The following is a 24,331-nucleotide window of genomic DNA, read 5'->3' as shown; positions in this document are numbered from 1 at the left end:
ACTGCGTACCTTACCAGCTGGTACGCGATGCGTACCCTACGGTGAAAAAATTTAAGAATGGTGCGCGTTGCGCGCCCTATCAATTCTCAATATGTCGTCCACAGATTAGTGGCGCACAGGAGATTATCATGAGTCAAGAAGTCGAAAACATACAACCGAGTTATCCTTTATTCAGAAACGACGAATACAAGGAAAACCTGGCCAATAAACGCGCGCTTTACGAAGAACGCCACCCTCAGGAACAAATTGACGAAGTATTCGAGTGGACGACCACTAAGGAATATCAGGAACTCAATTTCAACCGCGAAGCCCTGACCGTCAACCCGGCAAAAGCCTGTCAGCCATTGGGCGCCGTATTGTGCGCGCTGGGCTTTGAGAAAACCATGCCTTACGTGCACGGCTCGCAAGGCTGCGTGGCCTACTTCCGTACCTACTTCAACCGCCATTTCAAGGAACCGGTTGCCTGCGTGTCCGATTCCATGACCGAAGACGCAGCCGTTTTCGGCGGCCAGAAAAACATGATGGCCGGTCTGGAAAACGCGAAAGCGCTGTACAACCCCGACATTATTGCCGTATCGACCACCTGCATGGCGGAAGTTATCGGCGACGACTTGAATGCCTTCATCAACAACACCAAGAAGGCCGGCCACGTCGAACAGGATTATCCAACGCCTTTTGCGCACACTCCAAGCTTTGTCGGCAGCCATACCACCGGTTGGGACAACATGTTCGAAGGCATGATTAAGTATTTCACCCTGAACCACATGGATGACAAGAAAGTCGGCTCCAACAACAAGATCAACCTGGTGCCGGGTTTTGAAACCTATCTGGGCAACTTCCGCGTCATGCACCGCATGTTGAAGGAAATGGGTGTGGACTACTCGCTGCTGAGCGATCCATCCGAAGTGCTCGATACACCGGCCGACGGCACCTTCCGCATGTATGCGGGCGGCACCACGCAGGCTGAAATCAAGGATGCGCCCAACGCCATCGACACATTGCTGCTGCAACCCTGGCAGCTGGAAAAAACCAAAAAGTTCGTTCAAACCGTCTGGAATCAACCGGCCACCGCCATCAATATCCCGATGGGCCTGGAATGGACCGACCAGTTCCTGATGAAAATCTCCGAACTGACCGGCAAACCGATCGCCGCTTCACTGGAACTTGAACGCGGACGTCTGGTGGACATGATGACCGACTCGCACGCCTGGCTGCACGGCAAGAAATTCGCCCTGTACGGCGACGCCGATTTCGTCATGGGCATGACCAAGTTCCTGCTCGAAGTCGGTGCCGAGCCGAGCGACGTGCTGTGCAACCATGCCAACAAACGCTGGCTGAAAGCCATGAACAAAATGCTGTCTGAATCGCCTTACGGCGTGAACACCCAGGTGCATATCGGCCGTGATTTGTGGCATTTCCGTTCATTGATGTTCACGAACAAACCGGACTTCATGATCGGCAACTCGTACGGCAAGTTCATCCAGCGCGACACCTTCTACAAAGGTGAAGAGCACGAAGTGCCGTTGATCCGCATCGGTTTCCCGATTTTCGACCGCCACCACCTGCACAGAATGACGACGCTCGGCTACGAAGGCGCCATCTACATGCTGACCACGCTGGTGAATGCCGTTCTGGAACAGTTAGACAAGGAAACCAAAGGCATGGGCACCACGGATTACAACTACGATTTGATCCGTTAATTGAGATTGTAGGCTGGGTTGATAAACCCGGCATGGGCGGCTCCGAAATGCCGGGTTTCCGCTAAAGCTCCAACCCAGCCTACGACGTGCACCCTTTCCCGTTTGCCGCGCCGAGCACCGCAGTTTTCGGTGGGAACAGCCCGAAGGGGCGCAGCAAGGATGCCGCGCGTTGCCAGAGGGCCAAGGATGGCCCTTCTGGCAACCCTCGTCGAAAACGAGGAGCACAGGATGCAAGCGGCAACCGGGCGGCCTTTCTTTTGGTTCCTTTTCTTTCGACTGCATGGATGCAGGAGTTAGAGCAACGCAGGAGCAGTTGCCGAGGCCGCGCAAAGAAAAGGAACTCGCCCTCGGGTGCGAAAAACCCGATTAAAACAACCGTCGCGTTAGCGACACATAACCGGAGATCCCGATGCCTAGCGTCATGTTGAAAAAAAACGGAGAAGGCAAACTGGTCTTCTATGTACCCAAAAAAGATTTGGAAGAAGTGGCCGAATCGATCGAATTCGACAGCCCCGACAAATGGGGCGGCGAAGTCGTGCTCAGCGACGGCTCGAAATACTACTTCGAGCCGATGGATGTGCCGCCGACCTTCCCCATTACCCTACGCGCAAAACGTATAGATGATTAAGGAGTTTAACCATGGCCTTGTATATAGTTGAAGCTGATTGTATTTCCTGCGGCGACTGCGAACCGGTCTGCCCGACCACTTCCATCAGCGAAGGCGCCGTTGTTTTTAAAATCGATGCCAGAACCTGCACCGAATGCGAAGGCGACTTTGACAAGCCGCAATGCGTCAAGGTCTGCCCGATAGACAACTGCATCCTGCCGCTCACGGCGTAAGACGATGAGCCGGAACGCGATTTCACGGGATCTGGCTTTATGTACCGGGCTGGCGGCGCGCATCATGCCCGCTGCCGGCCGCACTCGATCCGACAGGGGAACTGACGAATGATAACACTGGAACAAACCCGGGAAATCGCCGGAAAAATAGCCCAACTGGGCCTCAATGAAAGTGCCCTTTCCACGCTCAGGCAGGCATACCCGGGCGTTCATTTCACCTACTGCATGGATGACGACATTCCCAATAACGAGCCGGTGCTCGCGCGGGACGATTTCAATCTCTATCTGGTTGACGGGCGCGAGCATTGCCTGTGCCTGACCAACAGCCATGAAGTAGCGACCGGCATCGTTGTCGCCGAAATCATCCCCGATTAGACAGGCCAGCCCATGTCCGCCTCAGAAAGCCCCGTCACGCTTCCCATCGCCGATTGCAGCCTATGTCCCTTCCGCGGCAAGACGCTGCTCATGGGGCGCTGCATGCCCGGCGATACCTGCGTGCTGGCCGAAAGCGGCCGGCAGATCGACCGGTTTTTCCGGGTGAATCCGGCTTACGCCGAGCATTATCTGCAAGACCGGTTCTGGGAGCGGCGCGCCATTGCCGTGCGTTATGCGCCTCAGAAATCGCTGGCCGAACTGGTTCATGACGAAGACGAGGTCGTCAGGCGCGCGGTGGCCTACCGCCTGCCCGTCACGCAACTGCACCAACTGATAGACGACTCTGACCGGGAAGTCAGGATGACTGTCGCTGACCGCATCGCGCCCGAGGATCTGGAAAAAATGGCCAACGACCCGGACTATATCGTCCGGCTGACCATCGTCAAGCGACTGCCGCAAGGCCGCCTGTTCCGGTTCATCCGCGACGAAGACCTGCAAGTGCGCAAAATCGTCGCCGAACGCCTGCCCGAAGTCAGCTTAGGATTGATGGCGAACGATGAAGCCCCCGAAGTCAGGCGCATCGTCGCGGAGCGCATGAGCCCCGCCGATGCCGTCATCCTGCTCAGCGATCCGGAGTGGGTCGTACGCTATGCGGCTGCCCAGCGTGCGGCGCCGGAAGCCTTAACCGGCCTGTTGGACGACCCGGAACCGGATGTCCGGGAAGCCGCGCAAGAACGATTGAATCATTATTCCCAGGCAGCGCATGGGAACGAAAAACCGGAAGCTTAAGCATGTCTGATCAACCATTGCATCCTCCCAGACCACAGCTGGCCGGGCATCAGCTTGCAGAAATCTGCAAATCCACCTTGCCCGACGATGAATTCCTGCTGGCCAAAATCCAGGCGCTGGTACCCGACTACCCTGTCCGTCTGGCCGCGACCGGCGGCGAATGGTACCGCATAGGCGGCATCGTCGACAGGGCCGGCAGACGCATCGCCGCCAACCTGATCGAGTGGGCCGAGCGCACTTTCATCGAATGCGGCCGCGACCTGCAAACCCTGATCGAGCACGCGCTGGAGCAAAACCTGATCGCGACCCGGCAAATCGGCAACACGCTGTACATCGTCATCCAGACGGGCAGCAGAGCCGAGGATTTCATCCAGCTGGAAATCGACAAAACGCACGAGGTTTCCGACCGGTTGCTGGTCAGTCCGCGCAAACCGCCGGAAGATCTGGAAGAATTTATTGATCCTTTGGAGCCTGATTGGCTGCAATCATTCAGCATAGGTACGGCCCGTTACACTTATCGACGTAAAACTGACGTGCCGGTTTTCATGGATGAAATCAATAAATACCACAACGACGAACACCCGGCCCGACGCTTCATGCACGACTGGAACCGCAGCAGCGCCGGACAGAAGGCCGTGTTCTGCGAAGACTGGTTCATCCGTCCGCATCAGACGACCGGCCGCTTCGGCGAGCAGGTCATCAGCGTTGAAATCATCAATACGCAAAAAAAGAATCTCCCCCGGCTGGACAATATCGCCGGCAAGAAGGGCAACGCCCTCAATAACGCATTGACGCGTTTTGACCGTCAAGCCGGCTACCCGTTTGCCTGGTTCTTTTACATGCTGAAAGGACAACTGGTTTCCCCGCAGACCGGCGCCGCCGTCTTCCAGGACATCAGCGGCGATTTCGCGTATCTGCCGGCGCGCGATGCCGCTGTCCTTCAAGACTGGATTGAAATGCCTTATAGCATCTACTCAGGGCCAGCCTTATACGATTTTTAATACCGAGTGCCCGCACTCACAATCATCACCTTCAATAAATAGGAGAAAAAACAATGGCAATTGCAGACATCAAAGCATTTTCAGAAAAAGCGAAAGCTGACCCTGAATTAAAGGACAAGTTACTTGCCTGCATGAAAATTAAAGAAATTCTCGGGCTGGCCAAAGAATACGGCTTCGAACTGGACGAAGTGGAACTGTACCCGCCCAACGAACCGCAATTCACGGCTGAGCAGCTTTCCGAAAGAATGGTCAAGGCCCTGCTCAGGGCTTAAGCGGCGCCGCAAGGGCGGCCGGTGGCCGCCCTTTTAAATGCCTATGTGTGCTGGGTTGAAGCTTTGCGGAAGCCCAGCTTGGGCGGCTTCGAATGCTGGGTTTATCAACCCAGCTTACGCGCCTTAGCGAAACAGTCATATTCGCGCCGCCCTCAATATGCCCGCCTTGAGTGCCAAACAACATGGCCCGTACGTCAAGGCTTATTTCCAACATCTCCTCGATAACGGCAAGTTACCGTTACAGGCTGTTTGCGCCGTGATGCGTAAATTGCTCCATGCCATCCACGGCATGTTAAAGCATGATAAGCCTTTCGATAACGCTCGGTTTTATGCTATCCCGGCATCGATCGATCAGTAAAAAAACGACCAGATTGGTTGACTTTGAACAGAGTATCTACCGCTGTTAAAAGTGCCAGCACGCGTAGGCTGGGTTGGAGCTTTAGCGGAAACCCGGCATGGGTGGCTGTGCTGGGTTTTTCAACCCAGCCTACCCTAAAACAACCCCGAAAAAGGCTGCACCGTCACCCACTCACCGGCTTTGACGCCGGCGCTGTCATGGTCAAGAATAATGAATGCGTTTGCCAGGCTCATCGAACGTAAAATCCCCGAGCCCTGTTTGCCGGTCGTTTTCACGGTCCACTCGCCGTTCTCGTTCTGTTCGATGATGCCGCGATAGATTTCGGTGCGGCCGGGTTTTTTGCGCAGGTTTTCGGTGGTTCTGGCCATGAAGGTCGGTACGATCGGTTTGTTGTTGACGCCCAGCATTTTTTCCAGGGCAGGCAGGACAAACTGATAAAACGTCACCATGACGGCGACGGGATTGCCGGGCAGGCCGAAAAACGCGGCCTTGCCGATCCGTCCGAAAGCCAGGGGCCGTCCCGGCTTGAGAGCCACTTTCCATAATTCGACCTGGCCGGAGGCCTGCAGCGCCGTTTTCGTGTAATCGGCCTCGCCGACCGAGACGCCGCCGGAAGAAATGATCACATCGGCATAGGTGCCGGCTTCCTCGAAACTATTCAGCAATGAGTCGGGATCGTCTGCCAGTATGCCTAAATTGGTGACTTCGATATCGGGCCTATCCAGCGCCGCCAGCAGGCTGTAGCGATTGCTGTCGTATATGCCGCCTGTGCCGGGTGTCTGGCCGATGCCGAACACTTCGTTGCCGGTCGAGGCGATGGCTATCTTAAGTTTTCTGCGCACGTTGATTTCGGCAATGCCGAGCGAGGCACACAGGCCGATGTCGGGCGGCGTCAGGTATTTGCCCGGTTGCAGAATGGTTTGCCCCTGCCGGATGTCCTCGCCGGCCTGGCGAACGTTCTGGCCAGGCTTGTGCCGGTTGTCCAGTTCGATGAAGTTGCCGGACAGTTGAACCTGTTCCTGCATGACGACGGTGTCCAGTCCTTCCGGCAGGGGTGCGCCGGTCATAATACGAATACATTGACCTCGTCCCGTATTGCCCGTGTATGACCTGCCGGCAAGCGCCTGGCCTATGATTTCAAGCCGGCCTGTGCCTTGATCGGGCAAGTCTTCGGCATGCAGCGCGTAGCCGTCGACAGCAGAATTGGTATGCGCCGGCACATTGAGGGTCGAGATGACCGGTTCGCAAAGCGTGCGGCCTCTGGCACGCTCGATGTTGAGGCGCTCATGGCCGCTGATCATAGGCACGGCGGCCAATATCCGGGCCAGCGCGTCTTTGACGGGAATCAGGCCGGGCTCATAGATATCGTTGCAGCTGGGTTGGGTCGTAATCATTTTCGCGTGCTGGGTCCGTTGGTGGGAATGCCGTTGCCCATAAAACTTAGAAAATACTCCAGATTCCTAAATTCCGGGCTTTGGGCCGGGATGGGCCGGGCTTTGATCTGTTCCAGGCATTCCCTGAAGCGCCTGTGCAGCGTGCCCATTTCGCCCCATTTTAGCCGATAAACCGGCCAGTGGCTGGTATGCCCGAGGGACGGGCTCAGGATTTCGGAGCGCAGCTGTTTGCCGGCGTTTTGCACATGGCAAGTAGCGCAGGCGAAATTCAGCTGGCCGCGGCGCTGGTAGTAAAAATCCTTGCCCTGCTGGTAGGCGGCCAGGGCGCGCGGATCGTCGGCCGGTATCGTGATCGAGATCGGCTTGCCGCGCGAGGTAAATGCCATAAAGGCCAGCAGTTGAGCCATGTCGCCTTTTTCATAGGGCAAGGGGGCTTCCCGGTTTTCGGCGCGGCAGTCATTGATGGCCCTGGCCAAGGTGATGACTTCGCCCTTATCGCGATCCCATCGAGGGTATTCATGAGCAATGGCGATGCCTTTATCGGGCAGGCAATCGGCATAACGATGGCCGTTTTTAAAGGGCGTGTTGAATAAGGCTTCGCCCTGTTCTATGGCCTCGTCATAAGGCGGAAACTCCTCTATTGCCAACCAGGACTGGCGCGCGATCGGATCGATCGCATAAACGCCGTCGGCATAGTCCGGCAATTTGAGCTTGGGGAACAGTTGCTGGTAATGCCGCTGGAATTTCTGCTGATCCTGCTGCGGATCGGCATGCGAAGGCAGCGCCAATACGCCTATAAAACCGCCAAGCAGTAAGGCGCTACTTGATAATGTGTTCTTCAGAATCCTGCTGGCCAAGATTGTCCACCCAACTGATCGTGATTTTATCGCCCGGTTCGCCGCCTTTCAGCATGAAGGCGAAATACGGGTCTTTGGAAACGCTGGCGCCCATCGCGCAACTGGCGATCACCTTGCCGTTATGTTTGACGGTCAGCTCCTGGATAAAGTGCGCCGGAATCGGCTGATTGGTATTTTTGTCGATGTTGCGGCCGTGTTCCATCGGATGAGAAATCAGGGTTCTGATCTGGGTCTTGCCGTCGATGCGTTTGGTTCGAATCTTGATGCTGTTCATGTCAACCTCCGCAGCCGCCGATCGTGACTTTGACCGTTTGCCGGGCACTGTAAAGATTATTGCCGGCCTGCACGATGACGATGACATCGGATGTTTCGGCCATCTTCAGGCGGGTCGATACAGAAAGCTCAAGTTCGGGCGACAGGTCGAACCGGGCGGCCAGCGGCACGGGATTTTTCTCGACCAGTATGGAAATGTTTTCGACGCCATCAAGACGGCTGGTGACGGTGATCGGCACCACGGCGCCGTTTTCCGCGATTTGCGGTATCTGGATATCGATTTTATCGCTTTCGGTGATCTTCGCATCCTTGAATAGCGTTTTCAGCGTTTCTTCCAGTTTGTGCCGGGCAAACTGCTCGGCGAGCCATTCCGCATGAGCCGGATCAGACTTCAGCAAACCGCTGGCCAGGGCCATGGAACAGGCGCCGAACGATACGGATTTTTTCAGAAATTCTCTACGATTGACGGGCATGATGGCTACTCCGGTCTGTGTTTGATAAGTCATTCCAGACTCCAGAGATAATCGACGACCTTGTCGATCTCTTCTGCATCGAGAATGCGGTTTCTGCCGAACGGCGGCATGCTGGTTTCGGGGTTGAAGCGCGTCGCGTCCCAGATCTGTTCGTGCAGTTGCTGCTTGTCCTTAAACCGGCCTGGAATCGCCGCCAGCGCAGGGCCGATATTGCCCGGCGATTCGCCGTCTGCAATCACATGGCAAGCCAGACAGTTGCCTTTATTGCGGTCGAATGCAATCTGCCTGCCTTCGTCCAGCCGCTGTTTCGGGATGTCGGCCATGCCGCTGCCGGGCAGCAACAAAATAAAGGCGATGAAGCCGAATTTCATGGCAGTACGGGTTCTTCCTTGAATAAAGGCAAATACGCGCGGGCCGATTGTTCGGGCTGATGGTCAAAAATACCGCCGATGACCGCCAGCACCCCGGCGCCGGCTTCCAGCAAGGGTGCGCCGTTGTCGGGCAGGATGCCGCCTATGGCCACGATGGGAATGCGCAACGCGCGTTTGGCTTGTCTGAGTGTTTCGATTTGCGCGGGCGCGGCCAGCGGCTTCGATGAGGACGGGAAAAATCGCCCGAAGGCTACGTAAGTTGCGCCTTCCCGTTCGGCTTCGATGGCGCGTGCGACCGAGTCATAACAGGACACGCCGACAATGGCGTCCGCGCCCAGCCGCTTTCTGGCCTCGGCGATATGGCCGTCCTCCTTGCCCAGGTGAACGCCGTCGGCGCCCGTTTGAACGGCCAGTTCGACATCATCATTGATTATCAGCGGCACGTCTCGGCGATGGCAGAGTTTGACCAGTTCGCGGGCCAGCAGGGCGGCATCGATGGGGTTCTTGTCGCGATACTGCACGACGGCAGCGCCGCCGCGGATTGCCGCCGCGACTTCTTCAATAATCATGTCGATGGTTTTGTGGTCGGTCTGCGTGATCGCGTAGAGACCGGTCTGTGGGAATTTCATCAGTCGTCGATCCAGAAAAAACGGTTGGGGTTGTGCTGGCCCTGGCCGGGCTGGTAGGCGGCCTCCAGGGCGTGCCAGGTATAGTCCTGGGCTTCCATGGCAGCCTGGAAAGGGTCGAGGCCCTGCGCGATCAGGCCGGCCACGGCTGACGCCAGCGTGCAGCCGGAGCCATGGTAACTGGCCGGCAGCCGGTCCCAGGTAAAGGTTTCGAGGCAGCGGCCGCCATGGAACAGTTGATTGCTGACCGCGGGCGAAGTTTCATGCGTGCCGGTAATCAGCACATAATCGCAGCCTTTATCGAGCAGCGCCAGACCGCAGTCATGCAGATCGGTCAGGCCGGTCAATCTGCGCGCTTCCTCGCTGTTGGGCGTCAGCATAGTCGTGCAGGGCAGCAACAGGTTCGTGACAGCCGCAATCAACCGTTCGCTTGCCAGTTCGGCGCCGCCGCCTGCCGCCAGTACCGGGTCCAGTACAACCGGGATTTGCGGATGTCTGGTCAATATCGCATGAATGGCGGCGGCCGTGTCATGATGTCCGATCAGGCCGATTTTGATGGCCTTGACCGGCAGGTCGGCCAATAGCGTGGTAGCCTGGCTGATGATGTCGTCCGGCTTTTGCGGAATCAGCTTTTTGACATTGTGCGTATCCTGTTCGGTCAGGGCCGTGATCACGCTGGCGGCATGGCATTGGTGGCTGACCAGGGTCTCGATATCGGCCTGCACGCCGGCGCCGCCGCTGGGATCGTGGCCGGAGAAGCACAGTACAACGGGTCGGTTCATCATCAGAAGGGTTTAATGACGGCCAGAATCACAATGCCGAGCAGAAACAGGACCGGCACTTCATTCATCCAGCGGTAAAAGACATGACTGCGCCGGTTGCGGTCGTGCTTAAAATCGAGCAGCCAGAGTCCGCAGAAAATATGATAGACCGCCAGCAAGGCCAGCAGCGCCAGCTTGGCATGCAGCCAGCCGGCCGTCCCGTACAGGGCCCAGGCATAGTCGGCCAGCATCCAGATGCCGAAGACGAAGGTCAGGATCATGCCCGGCGTGGTGATGCCGTAATACAGTTTGCGCTCCATGATTTTGAAGCGTTCGTTGCTGATTTCGTCATCGCTCATGGCGTGATAGACATACAGGCGCGGCAGGTAGAACAGGCCGGCGAACCAGGTGACCATGAAAATCAAGTGAAATGCTTTTAACCAGAGCATGGCTTATCCTTTTAGCATAGCTTCAATACGGGTCTTCATGTCATCAGGGTCAAACGCGCCGATTTTCTGCAGCGCAATCGATCCGTCAGGCGTGATCAGGAACGTGGTCGGCGTGAGCCGTACATCGCCGAAAGCTCTGGCATGCTCGGCCTGCAAATCCAGTGCAACCTCGTAAGGCAGCGACTTGTCTTTAGTCAGGGTGACGACGTGATTGGGCGGGTCGTAGTACATGGCGACGGCGATGATTTCCAGTCCCCGCTCATGATAATTCCTGTAAAGATCGATCAGATGCGGGATTTCTTCCATGCAGCCGGGGCAATCGGTTGCCCAGAACGTGACCAGCACAGGCTTGCCGCGCAGCGTATTCAGGGCGATTTTTTTGCCGGTAATGGTCGTGAAAGTCGCATCAGGTGCCGGCGTCACGGTTTTGCTAAGGCCTATCCAGAGACCTGCCGCAATCAATGCCAGTAACAACAAACCCAGAAACCAGTCTTTAAATTTCATTATTCTAAAGTGTCAACTATTGTTAATATCGGGATTATAGCAAAGCTGTTAGTCTATAGGTCCATTTAGCGCGTCGTCTTCCGGAGAATTGCCTTATGAAGAAAATTCTTATTTCAGACAAATTGGCAGAAGCGGGTATCAATTATTTACATGATCAGTCCGATATACAGCTGCATATCGAGACGGGATTGGATGAAGAAGGGCTCTGCAATATTATCGGCGACTATGATGCGCTGCTGATACGCAGCGATACAAAAGTCACCAAAAAAGTGTTGCAGGCCGGCAAGCGCCTGAAGCTGATAGGCCGTGCCGGCATCGGCGTCGATAATGTCGATCTGGCCGCAGCCACGGAACAGGGCATTATCGTTATGAATACGCCTGATGCCAATGCCACGACCACGGCTGAATTGGCCATCGCACACATGATGTCGCTGAGCCGGCACTTGCCGGTGGCCGACCGCTCGATCCGCGCGGGCAAATGGGAGCGTTCCAGACTGATGGGGGCTGAAGTCGCGTATAAGACGCTGGCCATCGTCGGTTTTGGCACGATAGGACGCATCGTCGCTCAGCGCGGTTTGGGCCTGAAAATGCGCGTGATCGCGCACGATCCTTTTGTCACGCCGGAGATATTCGAGGAGTTCGGCGTGGAGTCCGTGGAACTCGACGAATTGTTGAGGCAGGCCGACTACCTGACCCTGCATTGCCCGCTGATCGAGAAAACACGCAACCTGATAGGCAGCAGCCAGCTGACCATGATGAAAAAAGAGGCAATGCTGATTAACTGCGCCAGAGGCGGGCTGATCGATGAGAGTGCATTATATGACGCCTTGAAGAACGGCCAGATCGCCGGCGCGGCGCTTGATGTCTATGAGCATGAGCCGCCAGCCAATTCACCCTTGCTGGAACTGGATAATATCGTGTTTACGCCGCATCTGGGCGCATCCACGTCGGAAGCGCAAGTCGCAGTCAGCGTGGAGATCGCCAGGCAGGCCGTGACTTTTCTGAAAACCGGAGAGGCGGTTAATGCCTTGAACCTGCCCAGATTGTCGGCCGAAGAGCTGAAACGGGCGCAAGAGTTTATGACGCTGGCCAATATTCTGGGCAAGGTGCTGGTTAATCTGGCTCCCAAGCCGCTGGAAAAAATCGAGGTGGCGCTGTTCGGCAAGGCGGCGGAGGTCGAGGCGCGCCCCGTTTCGGTGTCTGCGCTGATAGGCGTGCTGAGCGGACAGGTCTCGGTACCGGTCAATCGCGTCAATGCCGAAAATATCGCGCGGCGCCAGGGCATTTCCCTGATCGAGTCAAAAACGCACGAAACGCAGGATTACCTGTCGCTGATCAAGGTAATCGGGCATTACGCGGACCAAAGCATTGCGCTGGCCGGTGTCTTGCTGGGTGGTCGCCATCCGCGCCTCATTTCCATTGATCAGTTCGATATTGAAGTCGTGCCCGCAGGTACAGTATTGATTACCCGCCATGATGATAAACCGGGCGTGATATCGGCTATCAGTGCCGTATTGGGTAATGCCGATATCAATATCTCCCGAATGGAAGTTAGTACGGCCGATAACCAGAATCAGGCCATGGCAGTCATCAGTGTTTCCAAACCATTAACTGATGATTTATTGCAGCAACTGTGTGGCATTGCAGCCGTGCATAAAGCGACACAGATTAATTTGTGAGTTTCAATTATGAGTTTCAATATCGTTTGTTTTGATTGCGACAGCACGTTAAGCTGGATAGAAGGCGTAGACGAACTGGCCCGGCGCGTTGGTCTGGGCGAGGAAATGTCCAGGTTGACTGAGGCAGCCATGAACGGCGAGGTGCCGTTGGAAGCGGTTTATGGACAGCGTTTGTCGCTGATCAGGCCGGATCAGTCCAGTATCGACTGGCTGGCGGATTTGTATATCGAGGAAATCGTCCAGGGGGCCGAGGAGGTGTTTGAGACGCTGTCGGCGCAAGGCAAGGAACTGCATATCATCAGCGGCGGCATCCGGCAGGCGCTATTGCCTTTGGCCCGGTATCTGGATCTGGCCGAAAGCCATGTGCATGCCGTCAATGTTTATTTTGACGAAGAAGGCTGCTATCGCGGTTATGACCAGGCTTCGCCTTTGGCCAGAACCGGCGGCAAGGCTGAGTGTTGCCGGGAGTTAAGCAGGCCACAAGCCTCTGTCGTTATGATTGGCGACGGCAAGACCGATATGGAAGCCAAGCAGGCGGGCGCTTATGTGATCGGCTTTGGCGGTGTGATGGACCGGCCTGTTGTGCATGAACAAGCCGATGTTTATGTTGCCGGACCTTCCTTGACCGCCGTTCTGCCGTATATTTTATAAAGTGTATCGATTAGCGCCGGACAGAATGTTAAAATTGATAAATTTTAAACTGTTACTAGAGAGAGACAATGGCTGGACATAGTAAATGGGCTAATATCAAACACCGCAAGGCAGGACAGGATGCCTTGCGCGGCAAGCTTTTCACTAAAATCCTCAGAGAAATTTCGGTGGCGGCAAGATCCGGCGGCGGCGACCCTGCGACTAACCCGTCCTTGCGGACGGCGATAGACAAAGGCCTGGGCGCCAATATGAAGCGCGATACCATTGAAAACGCCATCAAAAAAGCCACCGGTACGCAGGAAGGCGTTCACTACGAGGAAGTGCGCTATGAAGGCTACGGCCCCGGCGGCACGGCGGTCATGGTTGATTGTCTGACCGATAACCGCAACCGCACCGTTGCCGAAGTACGCCATGCCTTCAGTAAAGCGGGCGGCAATCTGGGTACAGACGGTTCCGTGGCTTATATGTTCAACAAGGTCGGCATTATCACTTATGCCGATTCAGTTGATGAAGACGCGCTGATGGAAGCCGCCCTGGAAGCCGGTGCAGAGGATGTCGTGACCAACGATGACGGTTCGAAGGATGTCATGACCACGCCGGAGAATTATCTGGAAGTCAAGGATGCGCTGATTGCGGCGGGTTTTCAGCCTGACAATGCTGAAATCACGATGCAGGCATCAACCAACACCGAACTCGATGCCGAAACCGCGGAGAAAATGATGCGTCTGATAGAGCGGCTGGAAGACCTGGACGATGTGCAAAACGTCTATTCCAATGCCGACATCAGCGAAGACATCATGGAGCAGTTGTCTGAAAAGGCATAAGGCATATCGGCTTTTTAGCCTTGAAATTATTATCGGCAGGCACCATTCATTGTGACGCGTATTTTGGGGATAGATCCTGGTTCAAGAATTACCGGTTACGGCATCATCGAGGAATCGCCTCGCGGTTATAGCTATATAGCCAGCGGCAGTATCCGCGCTAAAGCCGATTATTTTCCTGACCGGCTCAAACAGATCTTTGATGGTATTCTGGAAATTGTCGATTTGTATCAGCCTGAGCAGATGGCCATAGAGCAAGTCTTTATGCATAAGAATGCAGACTCCGCGCTTAAGCTCGGACAAGCCCGCGGCGCGGCTATCTGCGCTGTGCAGGTAACGGGTCTGCCGGTGTTCGAATACGCCGCCCGTCAGGTCAAGCAGGCACTGGTGGGCAAGGGCAGTGCCGAAAAGCTCCAGGTCCAGCACATGGTGAAAATTCTGCTGAATCTTCAAGGCGAGTTGCAGATCGATGCGAGTGATGCCCTGGGGCTCTCGCTTTGCCATGCCCACTACCAGCAAACCGCGCTGCGTTTGCAGCAGGGGTTACTGCGATGATAGGTTTTTTACGCGGCAAGCTGGTACTGAAAGCGCCGCCGATGCTGTTGCTCGATGTGCACGGTGTCGGCTATGAAGTCGAAGCGCCGATGACGACTTTTTACAACCTGCCGGCTATCGGCGAAGAAGTCCAGTTGCACACGCACCTTGTCGTTCGCGAAGATGCCCATATTCTGTTCGGGTTTTCAACCGAATCGGATCGCCTGATGTTCAGGAACCTGATCAAGGTCAACGGCGTCGGCCCTAAATTGGCCTTGACGATTTTATCCGGGCAGAGCGCCGAAGAATTCCATCATTGCATCCTCAATAATGACACGCAGGCCCTGGTTCGCTTGCCGGGCGTAGGCAAAAAAACCGCTGAGCGCCTGATGATTGAAATGCGCGACAGACTGCCCAATTTAGGCGATGCGGCCCCGATGCGGGTCGATGTTTCGGCTGCTCAGGCGGCTAAAAATCCGAGGCAGGAAGCTATCAGCGCTTTATGCGCATTGGGCTACAAGCCGCAGGACGCCGCAAAAATGGTGCAGAGCATCGGCACTGAAGATAAAAGCTGCGAAGATATTATCCGCTTGGCATTGCAAGGCGCCTTAAGATGATAGAAAGAGATCGAATGGTTACCGCCCACAGGCTTTCCGATGAAGAGCGGCAAGACCGGGCTATCCGGCCCAAACGCCTGGCCGACTACGTTGGCCAGAAAGAGCTGTGCGCGCAAATGGAGATTTTCATTCAGGCGGCGACAGCGCGCCAGGAAGCCCTGGATCATGTCCTGATCTTTGGCCCGCCGGGCCTGGGTAAAACCACGCTGGCCAATATTATAGCGGCCGAAATGGGCGTCAATATCCGCCAGACTTCAGGGCCGGTACTCGACAAGGCCGGCGATCTCGCCGCGTTGCTGACCAATCTTGAAGCGCACGATGTCCTGTTCATCGATGAAATACACCGTTTGAGCCCGGCGGTTGAAGAGATTCTTTATCCGGCCATGGAGGACTATCAGATCGATATCATGATCGGCGAAGGGCCGGCCGCGCGCTCCATCAAGCTGGATCTGCCGCCATTCACGCTGGTGGGCGCGACGACCCGCGCGGGTCTCTTGACTTCGCCGCTGCGCGATCGCTTCGGCATCGTGCAAAGACTGGAGTTTTACACCATTGACGAGTTGGCCAGCATCGTCGCGCGTTCGGCAAACGTGCTGGGCGTCAACATGGAGCAGGCCGGCGCCTATGAGATTGCGCGCAGGTCGCGCGGCACGCCTCGTATCGCCAACCGCTTGCTGCGCCGCGTGCGGGACTTTGCCGAAGTCAAAGGCAACGGCATCGTGACGGAGGAGATCGCCAATCAGGCGCTGACCATGCTGAAAGTCGATAACAACGGTTTCGATGCACTGGATCGCAAGTTGTTGCTGACCATGATTGAGAATTTTGCCGGCGGACCGGTAGGGCTCGATACGCTGGCGGCGGCTATCAGTGAGGAGCGCGGCACGATTGAAGATGTGCTGGAGCCGTATTTGCTGCAGCAGGGATTCATCATGCGCACACCGCGCGGGCGGGTGGTGACGCAGCATGCCTATCTGCATTTCGGTCTGCAACCGCCGCAGCAATTGGGCGCATCGGAAGACATATTTACATAATAACTATTTATTTAATCAAGAGCTCAGTGGCATAAAAGGGTGGCTTTTTAGTCGCCCTTTATGCTTTAAAGCGTACCGCCTCTCAATTTCCAATATCAGCGTAGTTTTAGAGGACTCATCAATGAGGGAATAAAGAACAATGAAAAAATTTATCTGGCCGGTAAGGGTTTATTACGAAGACACCGATGCAGGCGGCGTGGTGTATTACGCCAACTACCTGAAGTTCTTCGAACGGGCAAGGACCGAAATGTTGAGGGCTATGGGGTATGAACAGGATCAATTGATGGCGGAGGGCATTATCTTTGTTGTGCGCTCTATCCAGGTTGATTACCTGATCCCGGCCCGGTTCAATGAGCAATTACAGGTCAGTGCCGACTTGAGCCTTATCAAAAAAGCCAGTTTTGATTTTGAGCAACAAATTACACGGGGCGATGAGGTCTTGTGCCGGGGCATGGTGCGAATTGCCTGCCTGGATGCGCAAACCATGCGCCCTAAAGCGATTCCTGAAAATATACAAGAGCAGTTAAAGAATGAGTGCTGATTTATCCATTTTTCACTTAATTACAGAAGCCAGTTTTGTCGTTCAATTTGTCATGCTGATATTACTGACGGCTTCGGTAGTATCGTGGACATTTATCTTTTCCAAACGCAAAGTGCTCAGCCGGGCTCTGGAAATTACCGACGAGTTCGAAGAACAATTCTGGTCCGGCGTGCCCTTGGCCGATCTCTACAGAAAGCTGACATCCAAGGACTTCGAACCGGAAGGCATAGAGAAAATATTCCTCGCCGGCTATAAGGAGTTCTCCCGCATGCGGCAGACCGGCAATGTCGAGCCCGGCGTGCAAGTGGAAAGCGCGCAGCGCGCCATGCGTATCGAGCTGTCACGTGAGCTGGACCGGCTTGATGAGCATTTGCCGTTTCTGGCGACCGTCGGATCGACCAGTCCTTACGTTGGCTTGTTCGGTACGGTATGGGGCATCATGAATTCTTTCCGTTCATTAGGAAATGTCCAGCAGGCGACACTGGCGCAAGTGGCGCCCGGTATTGCCGAGGCATTGATTGCAACCGCTATTGGTCTGTTCGCCGCGATCCCGGCCGTTGTTTCCTATAACCGGTTTTCCACGCGTCTGGATCGGCTGACAGGACGTTATGAATTGTTCGTCGAAGAGTTCGTCGTATTATTGCAAAGGCAGGCGCACAACAAATGAGTCCACAAGAAAGCAGTAAACGCGGCCGCGGCCGAAGAAAACCCATGGCGGAAATCAATGTCGTCCCCTACATTGACGTTACCCTGGTATTGTTGATCATCTTCATGATCACAACCCCCATGCTACAAACCGGTGTGAAAGTCGATCTGCCCAAGGCCGAATCGGCAACGGTGGAGCAGAAGGATGATCCTCCTCTTGTCATTACCATCGACAAACAGGAACAATACTTTATCAGTAATGGCGACGGCAAGGATGAGCCTGTGCAGCCTGAGGCAATAAGCGCGCGAGTGATAGCCATCTTAAGCGGTAAACCGCAAACCCAGGTTTTGATCAATGCCGATGAAACGTTGGGATATGGCAAAGTGGTCAAGGTAATGGCTGAATTGAAAAGGACCGGTTTGTTAAGCAATGTAGGGTTGATGACTAAACCTGAAGAGCAATAGAGAGTAGATGGATAGTCAAAAACGATTTGTATGGCCATTTATCCTGGCTTTAGCTTTGCATGTTGTTCTCTTTAGTCTGTTTGCTTTAAGTTTCGACACCAAACCTAAAGAGAGCAGTGAACCTGCGCCGGAGATTATTCAGGCTTCTCTGGAAGAAATTGATGTGCCTCCAGAAGCCGATGCTCGACCTGAGAAGCAGGATGAATCCCGGGTGGAGCAGCAGAAAGCTGCGGAAGAAAAACGGCAACAATTAGCAGAGCAGCAAAAAGCCGAAGCCGCCAAAGCCGCTGCGGAAAAAGCTGAGGCTGAAAGAGCTGCAGCAGCTGAAAAAGCCTCGGCTCAGGCTGAGGCAGAAAGAATGGCCGCCGCCAAAGCGGCGGCCGAGCAGGCCGAAATAGCAAAAGCCAAGGCAGTTGTCGAAGCCGCCAAAGCCAAGGCGGCAGCCGAAAAGGCAGCGGCTGAAAAAGCCGCCGAGAAAGCCGAGGCTGCTCGAGCCAAAGCGGCAGCCGAAAAAGCTGCCGCTCAAAAAGCTGCCGCTCAAAAGGCTGCGGCCGAAAAGGCAGCCGCTGAAAAAGCTGAAGCTGCCCGAGCCAAAGCGGCAGCAGAAAAGGCTGCGGTTGAGAAAGCGGCAGCCGAGAAAGCCGCCGCCAAGAAAGCTGAAGCCGCCCGAGTCAAAGCAGCCGCTGAGAAAGCGGCTGCCGAAAAAGCTGCCGCCGAAAAGGCCGCAGCAGCAAAGGCTGAAGCTGAAAGAATGGCTGCCGCCAAAGCGGCAGCAGAGCAGGCGGAATCAGCAAAAGCTAAGGCAGCGGCGGAAGCGGCCAGGGCAGCAAAAGCCGCAGCTGGAGAAAATGCTAAAAATGCGATTCAGAAAAAAGTAAATAACAGCTGGATCCGTTCACCTTCTGCCACAACTGGCATGAAATGTACCATAAAGGTCAGGTTGACTTCAGGCGGTCAAGTGATTGGCGAGCCCGTTATTATTGCATCCAGTGGCGATGAAATTTTTGATAACTCCGCAGTCAACGCGGTTTTAAAAGCTCAGCCACTGCCTGTGCCTACGGACAGGGAATTGTTTAACAAAGAGTTTAGATCGTTTACGTTTACATTTGAGCCAAGAGGATAAGTTTGTGCCTCCAACCCGTGCTGTTTTTCTGGGTAAAAGTGTTTAAAGGTAGATCAGGTAGTATTTCAACCGGTTTTTTTGAATTAAATGACAGAGGAAATGATGTGAGTTTTTTTAGAAGAATGTTGTTAGTCGGCCTGATCGGGTTTCATGTCCCGATTACTCAGGCTGAAATGAATATCGAGATCACCGAAGGTATTGAGAGTGCCATGCCCATTGCCGTGGTGCCTTTCGGTTTTCAAGGGACAGCCGGTATGCCTGTTAATATCGGCTCGATTGTTAACTCGGATTTGGGGCGTAGCGGTTATTTTAAAACGCTGGATGAACAGAGTATGCTGAGCAGGCCGAGCACGGCAGAAGAGGTCAGATTCAACGAATGGCAGTCTTTAGGGCAGAATTACCTGGTGATCGGGCAGGTGGCTGAAGAGGCGGGCCAATATAATATTCAGTTTCAAGTATTTGATATCTACAAAGGCACTCAGGTGTTGGGCTACCGAATGGTCTCGCCACCGCCTGAACTGCGCAGAACAGCCCACCAGATCAGCGATATCATTTTTGAAAAACTGACCGGCAACAAAGGTGTCTTCAGTGGCCGGATTATCTACATTACCAGCCAATCGCAAGGCAAAAATCAGCGTATACACAGACTGCAAGTCGCTGATGCTGACGGGTTTAATCCTCAAACCATCGCGTCATCGCCTGAGCCATTGATGTCGCCGGCCTGGTCGCCTGACGGCAGAAAAGTGGCCTATGTATCGTTTGAGAGAAAAACGGCGGGAATTTATGTGCAGACACTGGCAACAGGTGAACGGCAAAAAGTGGCCGAATTTCCCGGCATTAACGGCGCGCCGGCCTGGTCGCCTGACGGGCAGAAGCTGGCGTTAACCTTGTCCAAAGACGGCAATCCCGATATTTATGTGCTGAATCTGTCCACGCGCTCATTGACCAAGCTGACCCAAAGCTATTCAATCGATACAGAGCCGAGCTGGTCACCTGACGGCAGTCAGATCGTTTTCACTTCGGATAGGGGCGGTAAGCCGCAACTGTATATCATGCCCAGTAGCGGAGGTGGGGAAAAAAGGCTGACGTTTACCGGTGATTATAATGCGGGAGCCAGTTTTTCACCGGACGGTAAAAATATAGCGATGGTGCATGGCAACCGCGGCGATTATCGCATTGCCGTGATGGATCTGGCGACTCGTACCGTTAACGTATTGACCGAAGGGCGTCTGGACGAATCTCCCAGTTTTGCTCCGAACAGCAATCTGATCTTATATGCTTCGCGAAAAGGAGGCACCGGTTACTTATCGGCTGTGTCAATAGATGGTAAAATGCAGCAAAAGCTGGTCTTTGATAGTAGCGAAGTTCGCGAACCGGCATGGTCACCCTAGAGCTGTTGGCGGTACCCTATTTTTAAAACAGAATTAATTATTTATTTATGGAAGTTAAAATGAAATTCAATAAAGCAATATTGGCATTGGCAATCAGCGCAACCATCTTGACCGCTTGCAGCTCAACTGATGAGCAGGACGCAAGTCTGACCGACGGCAGCCAAAGTGGCGCGGCCGGTATCAATGATGCCTCGACCAGCGGCTTCAGCAGCGGTTCCGGCATTTCTGGCTCGGAAATGGGCAGCGGCTCGGGCTCGGGTTTTGGCAGTGCAGGCGGCATGGGTCCGGAATTTAGCGATCCGAATAACCCGCTGTCAAAACAAACTATATATTTCATGCTGGACAGCAGTCAGGTACAGCAGGATTTTGTACCGGTCGTTGCCGCTCACTCACAATACCTGCTTGCAAACCCCGGACAACACATAGTGCTGGAAGGCCATGGCGATGAGCGTGGTTCTCGCGAATACAACATTGCATTAGGCGAGCAACGTGCAAAAGCGGTCGCCAGCATGATGAAAGTACAAGGGGTCAATGAGGGTCAGCTTGAAGTTGTCAGCTACGGTGAAGAAAAACCGGCAGCATTTGGACACGATGAGTCATCCTGGGAACTGAACCGCCGTGTTGAACTGGTCTATCAAGGCAAATAAATGAAATCGCGCTTACTCATGCTGTTATGTGCCTGTGGCACTGCCTATGCGGAACCAGGGGCATTGCCACCCGTCATTGACAACTCAACCTATCCTGCTGGAGCGGCCAATCAGGGCTCAGTTCCTCCTAATGCTGTATATGAGCTAATGGCGCGTGTAGAGCAATTGCAGACTGAAGTGCAGCAGCTTACAGGCAAGGTGGAAGAGCAGGCCTATCAGATTGCAGAGCTGAAAAAAAGTCAGAATACCATGTATTCCGACTTTGATGAGCGCCTGAGCAGCATCGAGAATAATGCGACTGGTGGTGCTCCAGCGGGTGCTGAAACTGTACCAGGTCAGGAAGGTGCGGTTGACCCGGCTGCTAGCGCGGCCGATCCTGCTGCAGCACCAGCACCAGCACCAGCACCAGCACCGGCACCGGCAGCGAATACACCTGCACCGCAGCTTGAGCCCACAGTGCAACAACCGGCTGCGCCTCAAGCTTCTGAAAGTGAAAAACAGCAATATCAGCAGGCCTATGAAGCTTTAAGAAAAGGGCACACCAGTGAGTCAATCACCCAATTCAATACCTTTCTAAGCCAATACCCTAACGGCGCCTATGCAAGTAATGCTCAGTACTGGCTGGGCGAGGCGCATAAAGTCAATCAGGACATTAATTCGGCGCGTACAGCTTTTAACGCTGTTATCCAGAATTATCCGAGCAGCGCCAAAGCCCCTGATGCTCTGTTGAAGCTGGGGTATATTGAATTTGATCAGCAAAACTGGGTCAAAGCGCGTGAATATTTAACCCGAGTTACGGTTGATTTCCCTAGCTCGACTGCAGCCCATCTGGCAAAAAAGAAATTGCTGCAGCTTGAGGATGCCAAGCCCTGATTGTGAGTTCATTACGTATAACCGAAATTTTCCATTCGCTACAGGGTGAGTCGAATACGGTAGGTCTACCTACTGTGTTTATCCGGCTCACCGGCTGCCCGTTAAGATGTGTCTATTGTGATACCGCTTATGCATTTACTGGTGGTACTAAAACCGAGATCGATGCCATTATTGATCAGGTTGAGCAATACGAGACCCGCTATGTTACCGTCACGGGTGGAGAGCCTCTGGCTCAGTCATCGTGCCTGCAATTAATGACAAAACTGCTCGACAAGGGCTATGTTGTCTCGCTGGAAACAAGCGGTGCGCTTGACGTATCCGCCGTTGATTCGCGTGTAAGCAAAGTCATGGATCTTAAAACACCAAGTTCAGGCGAATTAAGCAAGAATCGCTATCAAAACATCGACTATTTAACGCCTAAGGATCAAGTCAAGTTCGTTATCGGCAATGATGAAGACTATGAATGGTCGAAAGCGATTTTAGCCGAGTATGATTTGCCCGGCCGCCGCTGCGAAATCCTGTTTTCGCCGACCATGGGTCAACAGAATCCGACCGAACTGGCCGAAAAAATCCTGCGCGACAGACTGCCTGTTCGCTTCCAGGTACAACTCCATAAAATACTTTGGGATGATGCCCGGGGTAAATAACCTGAAATGTCAAAAAAAGCCGTTATCCTGCTGTCAGGTGGGTTAGATTCAATTACCGTGCTGGCCCTTGCCAAAAAGCAGGGGTTCAAGTGTTATGCCTTAAGTTTCGACTATGGCCAGCGGCATAATGCCGAGCTGAAAGCGGCGGCGCAGATAGCGGCCGACTATCAGGTCGAAGAGTATAAAATCATCAATATCGGCTTAAGCTCAATCGGCGGATCTGCGCTGACTGATGAGCATATCGCCGTGCCTGATACGTTACAGGAAGGCATCCCGGTCACTTACGTGCCGGCCAGAAATACCATCTTCCTGGCCTTCGCGTTGGGTTGGGCGGAAGTTTTAAATGCCCACGATATTTTCATCGGGGTCAATGCCATCGATTATTCCGGCTATCCTGATTGTCGGCCTGAGTTTATCAAAGCGTTTCAACAACTGGCGAATCTGGCTACTAAAGCGGGTGTAGAAGGCGAACATTTTACTATCCATACACCGTTGATCTCGCTCAGTAAAGCCGAAATTATTAAGCTGGGCACCGAACTGGGTGTGAATTATAATCGCACCGTTTCCTGTTATTCTGCTGATGAGCAAGGCCGGGCGTGCGGCGTCTGCGATGCCTGCCGTCTGAGAAAAACCGGTTTTACCGAGGTCGGAATAGTGGATCCAACGCGATATCAAAAATAAATTAAAAAAGAGTTGCAAGATCTAAATTAATCCTTATAATAGGCATTCTTTGTTGAGGGTCGTTAGCTCAGCCGGTAGAGCACCGCACTTTTAATGCGATGGTCGTGCGTTCGAATCGCACACGACCCACCAACAAAACCCTTGATGTTCAAGGACTTCAATCAAATGCCATCGGTTGAAGACGCTTTAAACTCATCATGGTGCACAAATAAATGCGCAAATAGCGCATGAACAAATTGCGCTCTGATTGTTTAAATCGTTTCAGAGATCACAATCATGGCAACTATCAGAAAATTATCGAACGGCAAGTATCGCGCCGACATTCGCAAGAACTACACGTTCATTCAAGCGAAAACATTTCTATCAAAAAAACAAGCTGAACAATGGGCATCAGAGATTGATGCGAATATCGAAGCTATCTTGGCTTTGTCTCCCAGCAGATTGAAAAATCTGATACCCGAAATGGTCAGTGAAATGGGCGGCTTAGACCTGTTCCAGAAACTGGGCATCGAGTTGGAATTCATGACTTTCGAAGACCTTGCCAATGAGTACATGAAGCAGTGGTCCAAGAAAGATCCTAATCAAATCCCCGGAACGGCTTATTGGCTGGCTGTATTTGGTAAGCAGCCTATTAAAGCCATAGCTATCGACGACATCCGCAAAGCCATGGATCATTATGCCAAGGCAAGTGCCTTAAAGGCGATGGTATAGGCAAATCCCGAGCAACCAACAAACCTCGCTCCAGCAATACGGTATTAAGGCTGAAAGCAGTCTTGTCTAGTATCTTCAAATATGCCATCAGGCGAGGCTACCTGAAAGAGAATCCGGTCGAGGGTATTTTCATTGATGCCACTCCTAATCAAGTCGAACGGTTCCTGGACGATAGGGAACGGAAAGCACTCTGTAAAACAGCGTGCAATATTTACCAGTTTCAGCGTCCGT

General features: G+C 53.8%; 33 protein-coding genes and 1 tRNA gene. 25 read left to right on the top strand and 9 right to left on the bottom strand.

The features are described 5' to 3' along the window. The first annotated feature begins 128 nt into the window (after nucleotides 1–128). The 8 genes from nifK (at nucleotide 129) to METLU_RS0112840 (ending at nucleotide 5,335) form a co-directional block, all read left to right on the top strand. Complete coding sequence (nifK, locus tag METLU_RS0112880; RefSeq protein WP_027158572.1) at nucleotides 129–1,700, top strand: nitrogenase molybdenum-iron protein subunit beta; 1,572 nt, start codon at nucleotides 129–131, stop codon at nucleotides 1,698–1,700. Nucleotides 1,701–2,109: 409 nt separating this feature from the next. Beyond that, on the top strand, nucleotides 2,110–2,328 hold the full coding sequence (gene nifT / locus METLU_RS0112875; protein ID WP_027158571.1) for a putative nitrogen fixation protein NifT: 219 nt from the start codon (nucleotides 2,110–2,112) through the stop codon (nucleotides 2,326–2,328). Nucleotides 2,329–2,339: 11 nt separating this feature from the next. Then, the gene (locus METLU_RS0112870) at nucleotides 2,340–2,540 is read left to right on the top strand and encodes a 4Fe-4S binding protein (RefSeq protein ID WP_027158570.1); all 201 of its coding nucleotides are present in this window, start codon (nucleotides 2,340–2,342) and stop codon (nucleotides 2,538–2,540) included. Nucleotides 2,541–2,648: 108 nt separating this feature from the next. After that, a complete protein-coding gene (locus tag METLU_RS0112860) occupies nucleotides 2,649–2,915 on the top strand; it encodes a DUF6129 family protein (RefSeq protein ID WP_027158569.1) in 267 nt (88 codons plus the stop codon). A 12-nt stretch (nucleotides 2,916–2,927) separates the two neighbouring features. Beyond that, nucleotides 2,928–3,704, top strand: coding sequence for a 4Fe4S-binding leucine-rich repeat protein (locus METLU_RS0112855; RefSeq protein ID WP_027158568.1), 777 nt, complete (start codon nucleotides 2,928–2,930; stop codon nucleotides 3,702–3,704). A 2-nt stretch (nucleotides 3,705–3,706) separates the two neighbouring features. Beyond that, complete coding sequence (locus METLU_RS0112850; RefSeq protein WP_027158567.1) at nucleotides 3,707–4,705, top strand: hypothetical protein; 999 nt, start codon at nucleotides 3,707–3,709, stop codon at nucleotides 4,703–4,705. 53 nt (nucleotides 4,706–4,758) lie between these two features. Beyond that, nucleotides 4,759–4,977 carry a Nif11-like leader peptide family natural product precursor gene (locus METLU_RS0112845; RefSeq protein ID WP_027158566.1) on the top strand — a complete coding sequence of 73 codons (219 nt, stop codon included), beginning with the start codon at nucleotides 4,759–4,761 and terminating at the stop codon, nucleotides 4,975–4,977. Nucleotides 4,978–5,134: 157 nt separating this feature from the next. Further along, nucleotides 5,135–5,335, top strand: a complete 201-nt coding sequence (locus METLU_RS0112840; protein WP_027158565.1) for a hypothetical protein — start codon at nucleotides 5,135–5,137, stop codon at nucleotides 5,333–5,335. A 134-nt stretch (nucleotides 5,336–5,469) separates the two neighbouring features. On the opposite strand, the gene moeA is transcribed toward METLU_RS0112840, so the two are convergent. The 9 genes from moeA to METLU_RS0112795 are packed head-to-tail and all read right to left on the bottom strand — an operon-like array spanning nucleotide 5,470 to nucleotide 11,043. Next, nucleotides 5,470–6,729, bottom strand: coding sequence for a molybdopterin molybdotransferase MoeA (moeA, locus tag METLU_RS0112835; RefSeq protein WP_027158564.1), 1,260 nt, complete (start codon nucleotides 6,727–6,729; stop codon nucleotides 5,470–5,472). Continuing rightward, on the bottom strand, nucleotides 6,726–7,586 hold the full coding sequence (gene soxA / locus METLU_RS0112830; RefSeq protein WP_081679097.1) for a sulfur oxidation c-type cytochrome SoxA: 861 nt from the start codon (nucleotides 7,584–7,586) through the stop codon (nucleotides 6,726–6,728). Before soxA ends, moeA begins: the two co-directional genes overlap by 4 nt. Beyond that, nucleotides 7,549–7,860, bottom strand: a complete 312-nt coding sequence (soxZ, locus tag METLU_RS0112825) for a thiosulfate oxidation carrier complex protein SoxZ (protein ID WP_027158562.1) — start codon at nucleotides 7,858–7,860, stop codon at nucleotides 7,549–7,551. Before soxZ ends, soxA begins: the two co-directional genes overlap by 38 nt. Nucleotide 7,861: 1 nt before the next feature. Continuing rightward, complete coding sequence (soxY, locus tag METLU_RS0112820) at nucleotides 7,862–8,365, bottom strand: thiosulfate oxidation carrier protein SoxY (RefSeq protein ID WP_231383605.1); 504 nt, start codon at nucleotides 8,363–8,365, stop codon at nucleotides 7,862–7,864. After that, on the bottom strand, nucleotides 8,362–8,703 hold the full coding sequence (soxX, locus tag METLU_RS0112815; RefSeq protein WP_027158560.1) for a sulfur oxidation c-type cytochrome SoxX: 342 nt from the start codon (nucleotides 8,701–8,703) through the stop codon (nucleotides 8,362–8,364). Before soxX ends, soxY begins: the two co-directional genes overlap by 4 nt. Next, nucleotides 8,700–9,332, bottom strand: coding sequence for a thiamine phosphate synthase (gene thiE / locus METLU_RS0112810; protein WP_036243093.1), 633 nt, complete (start codon nucleotides 9,330–9,332; stop codon nucleotides 8,700–8,702). Before thiE ends, soxX begins: the two co-directional genes overlap by 4 nt. Next, on the bottom strand, nucleotides 9,332–10,111 hold the full coding sequence (thiD, locus tag METLU_RS0112805) for a bifunctional hydroxymethylpyrimidine kinase/phosphomethylpyrimidine kinase (protein WP_027158558.1): 780 nt from the start codon (nucleotides 10,109–10,111) through the stop codon (nucleotides 9,332–9,334). The genes thiE and thiD overlap by 1 nt, the downstream gene beginning before the upstream one ends. A gap of 2 nt (nucleotides 10,112–10,113) precedes the next feature. Continuing rightward, complete coding sequence (gene hemJ, locus METLU_RS0112800; protein WP_027158557.1) at nucleotides 10,114–10,539, bottom strand: protoporphyrinogen oxidase HemJ; 426 nt, start codon at nucleotides 10,537–10,539, stop codon at nucleotides 10,114–10,116. 3 nt (nucleotides 10,540–10,542) lie between these two features. Next, nucleotides 10,543–11,043, bottom strand: a complete 501-nt coding sequence (locus tag METLU_RS0112795; RefSeq protein WP_027158556.1) for a peroxiredoxin family protein — start codon at nucleotides 11,041–11,043, stop codon at nucleotides 10,543–10,545. Between the two features lie 95 nt (nucleotides 11,044–11,138). Between METLU_RS0112795 and serA the strand changes: the two genes are divergently transcribed. The 17 genes from serA (at nucleotide 11,139) to METLU_RS0112710 (ending at nucleotide 24,100) form a co-directional block, all read left to right on the top strand. Then, entirely contained in the window at nucleotides 11,139–12,722 is a 1,584-nt protein-coding gene (gene serA / locus METLU_RS0112790) for a phosphoglycerate dehydrogenase (protein WP_027158555.1), read from the top strand. Between the two features lie 9 nt (nucleotides 12,723–12,731). Next, nucleotides 12,732–13,373, top strand: a complete 642-nt coding sequence (locus METLU_RS0112785; RefSeq protein ID WP_027158554.1) for an HAD-IB family phosphatase — start codon at nucleotides 12,732–12,734, stop codon at nucleotides 13,371–13,373. A 68-nt stretch (nucleotides 13,374–13,441) separates the two neighbouring features. Then, nucleotides 13,442–14,197, top strand: coding sequence for a YebC/PmpR family DNA-binding transcriptional regulator (locus tag METLU_RS0112780; RefSeq protein WP_027158553.1), 756 nt, complete (start codon nucleotides 13,442–13,444; stop codon nucleotides 14,195–14,197). 51 nt (nucleotides 14,198–14,248) lie between these two features. After that, complete coding sequence (gene ruvC / locus METLU_RS0112775; protein WP_027158552.1) at nucleotides 14,249–14,749, top strand: crossover junction endodeoxyribonuclease RuvC; 501 nt, start codon at nucleotides 14,249–14,251, stop codon at nucleotides 14,747–14,749. Then, nucleotides 14,746–15,345: a Holliday junction branch migration protein RuvA gene (gene ruvA / locus METLU_RS0112770; RefSeq protein WP_027158551.1), complete on the top strand. Its 600-nt coding sequence runs from the start codon at nucleotides 14,746–14,748 to the stop codon at nucleotides 15,343–15,345. The genes ruvC and ruvA overlap by 4 nt, the downstream gene beginning before the upstream one ends. Beyond that, entirely contained in the window at nucleotides 15,342–16,376 is a 1,035-nt protein-coding gene (ruvB, locus tag METLU_RS0112765; protein WP_027158550.1) for a Holliday junction branch migration DNA helicase RuvB, read from the top strand. The genes ruvA and ruvB overlap by 4 nt, the downstream gene beginning before the upstream one ends. Nucleotides 16,377–16,515: 139 nt before the next feature. Then, complete coding sequence (gene ybgC, locus METLU_RS0112760) at nucleotides 16,516–16,917, top strand: tol-pal system-associated acyl-CoA thioesterase (protein ID WP_027158549.1); 402 nt, start codon at nucleotides 16,516–16,518, stop codon at nucleotides 16,915–16,917. Continuing rightward, entirely contained in the window at nucleotides 16,907–17,584 is a 678-nt protein-coding gene (gene tolQ / locus METLU_RS0112755; RefSeq protein WP_027158548.1) for a protein TolQ, read from the top strand. Before ybgC ends, tolQ begins: the two co-directional genes overlap by 11 nt. Beyond that, nucleotides 17,581–18,027, top strand: a complete 447-nt coding sequence (tolR, locus tag METLU_RS0112750) for a protein TolR (protein ID WP_027158547.1) — start codon at nucleotides 17,581–17,583, stop codon at nucleotides 18,025–18,027. Before tolQ ends, tolR begins: the two co-directional genes overlap by 4 nt. A 7-nt stretch (nucleotides 18,028–18,034) precedes the next feature. Further along, nucleotides 18,035–19,150, top strand: coding sequence for a cell envelope integrity protein TolA (gene tolA / locus METLU_RS0112745; RefSeq protein ID WP_027158546.1), 1,116 nt, complete (start codon nucleotides 18,035–18,037; stop codon nucleotides 19,148–19,150). A gap of 104 nt (nucleotides 19,151–19,254) precedes the next feature. After that, nucleotides 19,255–20,541, top strand: a complete 1,287-nt coding sequence (tolB, locus tag METLU_RS0112740) for a Tol-Pal system beta propeller repeat protein TolB (protein ID WP_407939092.1) — start codon at nucleotides 19,255–19,257, stop codon at nucleotides 20,539–20,541. A gap of 59 nt (nucleotides 20,542–20,600) precedes the next feature. Further along, nucleotides 20,601–21,188 (top strand): peptidoglycan-associated lipoprotein Pal, encoded by a 588-nt coding sequence (gene pal, locus METLU_RS0112735; RefSeq protein WP_027158544.1) that lies wholly within the window; start codon nucleotides 20,601–20,603, stop codon nucleotides 21,186–21,188. After that, entirely contained in the window at nucleotides 21,189–22,061 is an 873-nt protein-coding gene (gene ybgF, locus METLU_RS0112730; RefSeq protein ID WP_027158543.1) for a tol-pal system protein YbgF, read from the top strand. It abuts the gene before it with no gap. Between the two features lie 2 nt (nucleotides 22,062–22,063). Next, nucleotides 22,064–22,708, top strand: coding sequence for a 7-carboxy-7-deazaguanine synthase QueE (gene queE, locus METLU_RS0112725; protein ID WP_027158542.1), 645 nt, complete (start codon nucleotides 22,064–22,066; stop codon nucleotides 22,706–22,708). Nucleotides 22,709–22,714: 6 nt separating this feature from the next. Next, nucleotides 22,715–23,389 carry a 7-cyano-7-deazaguanine synthase QueC gene (gene queC / locus METLU_RS0112720; RefSeq protein ID WP_027158541.1) on the top strand — a complete coding sequence of 225 codons (675 nt, stop codon included), beginning with the start codon at nucleotides 22,715–22,717 and terminating at the stop codon, nucleotides 23,387–23,389. 56 nt (nucleotides 23,390–23,445) lie between these two features. Then, nucleotides 23,446–23,521 (top strand) — tRNA-Lys (locus tag METLU_RS0112715). A gap of 144 nt (nucleotides 23,522–23,665) precedes the next feature. Then, nucleotides 23,666–24,100, top strand: coding sequence for a hypothetical protein (locus METLU_RS0112710; protein WP_027158540.1), 435 nt, complete (start codon nucleotides 23,666–23,668; stop codon nucleotides 24,098–24,100). Nucleotides 24,101–24,331 lie beyond the last annotated feature (231 nt).

The organism is Methylobacter luteus IMV-B-3098 (assembly GCF_000427625.1).
GTDB lineage: Bacteria > Pseudomonadota > Gammaproteobacteria > Methylococcales > Methylomonadaceae > Methylobacter > Methylobacter luteus.
The sequence above is the reverse complement of the archived record's forward strand: the minus strand, read 5'-3'. Positions and strand labels throughout refer to the sequence as shown.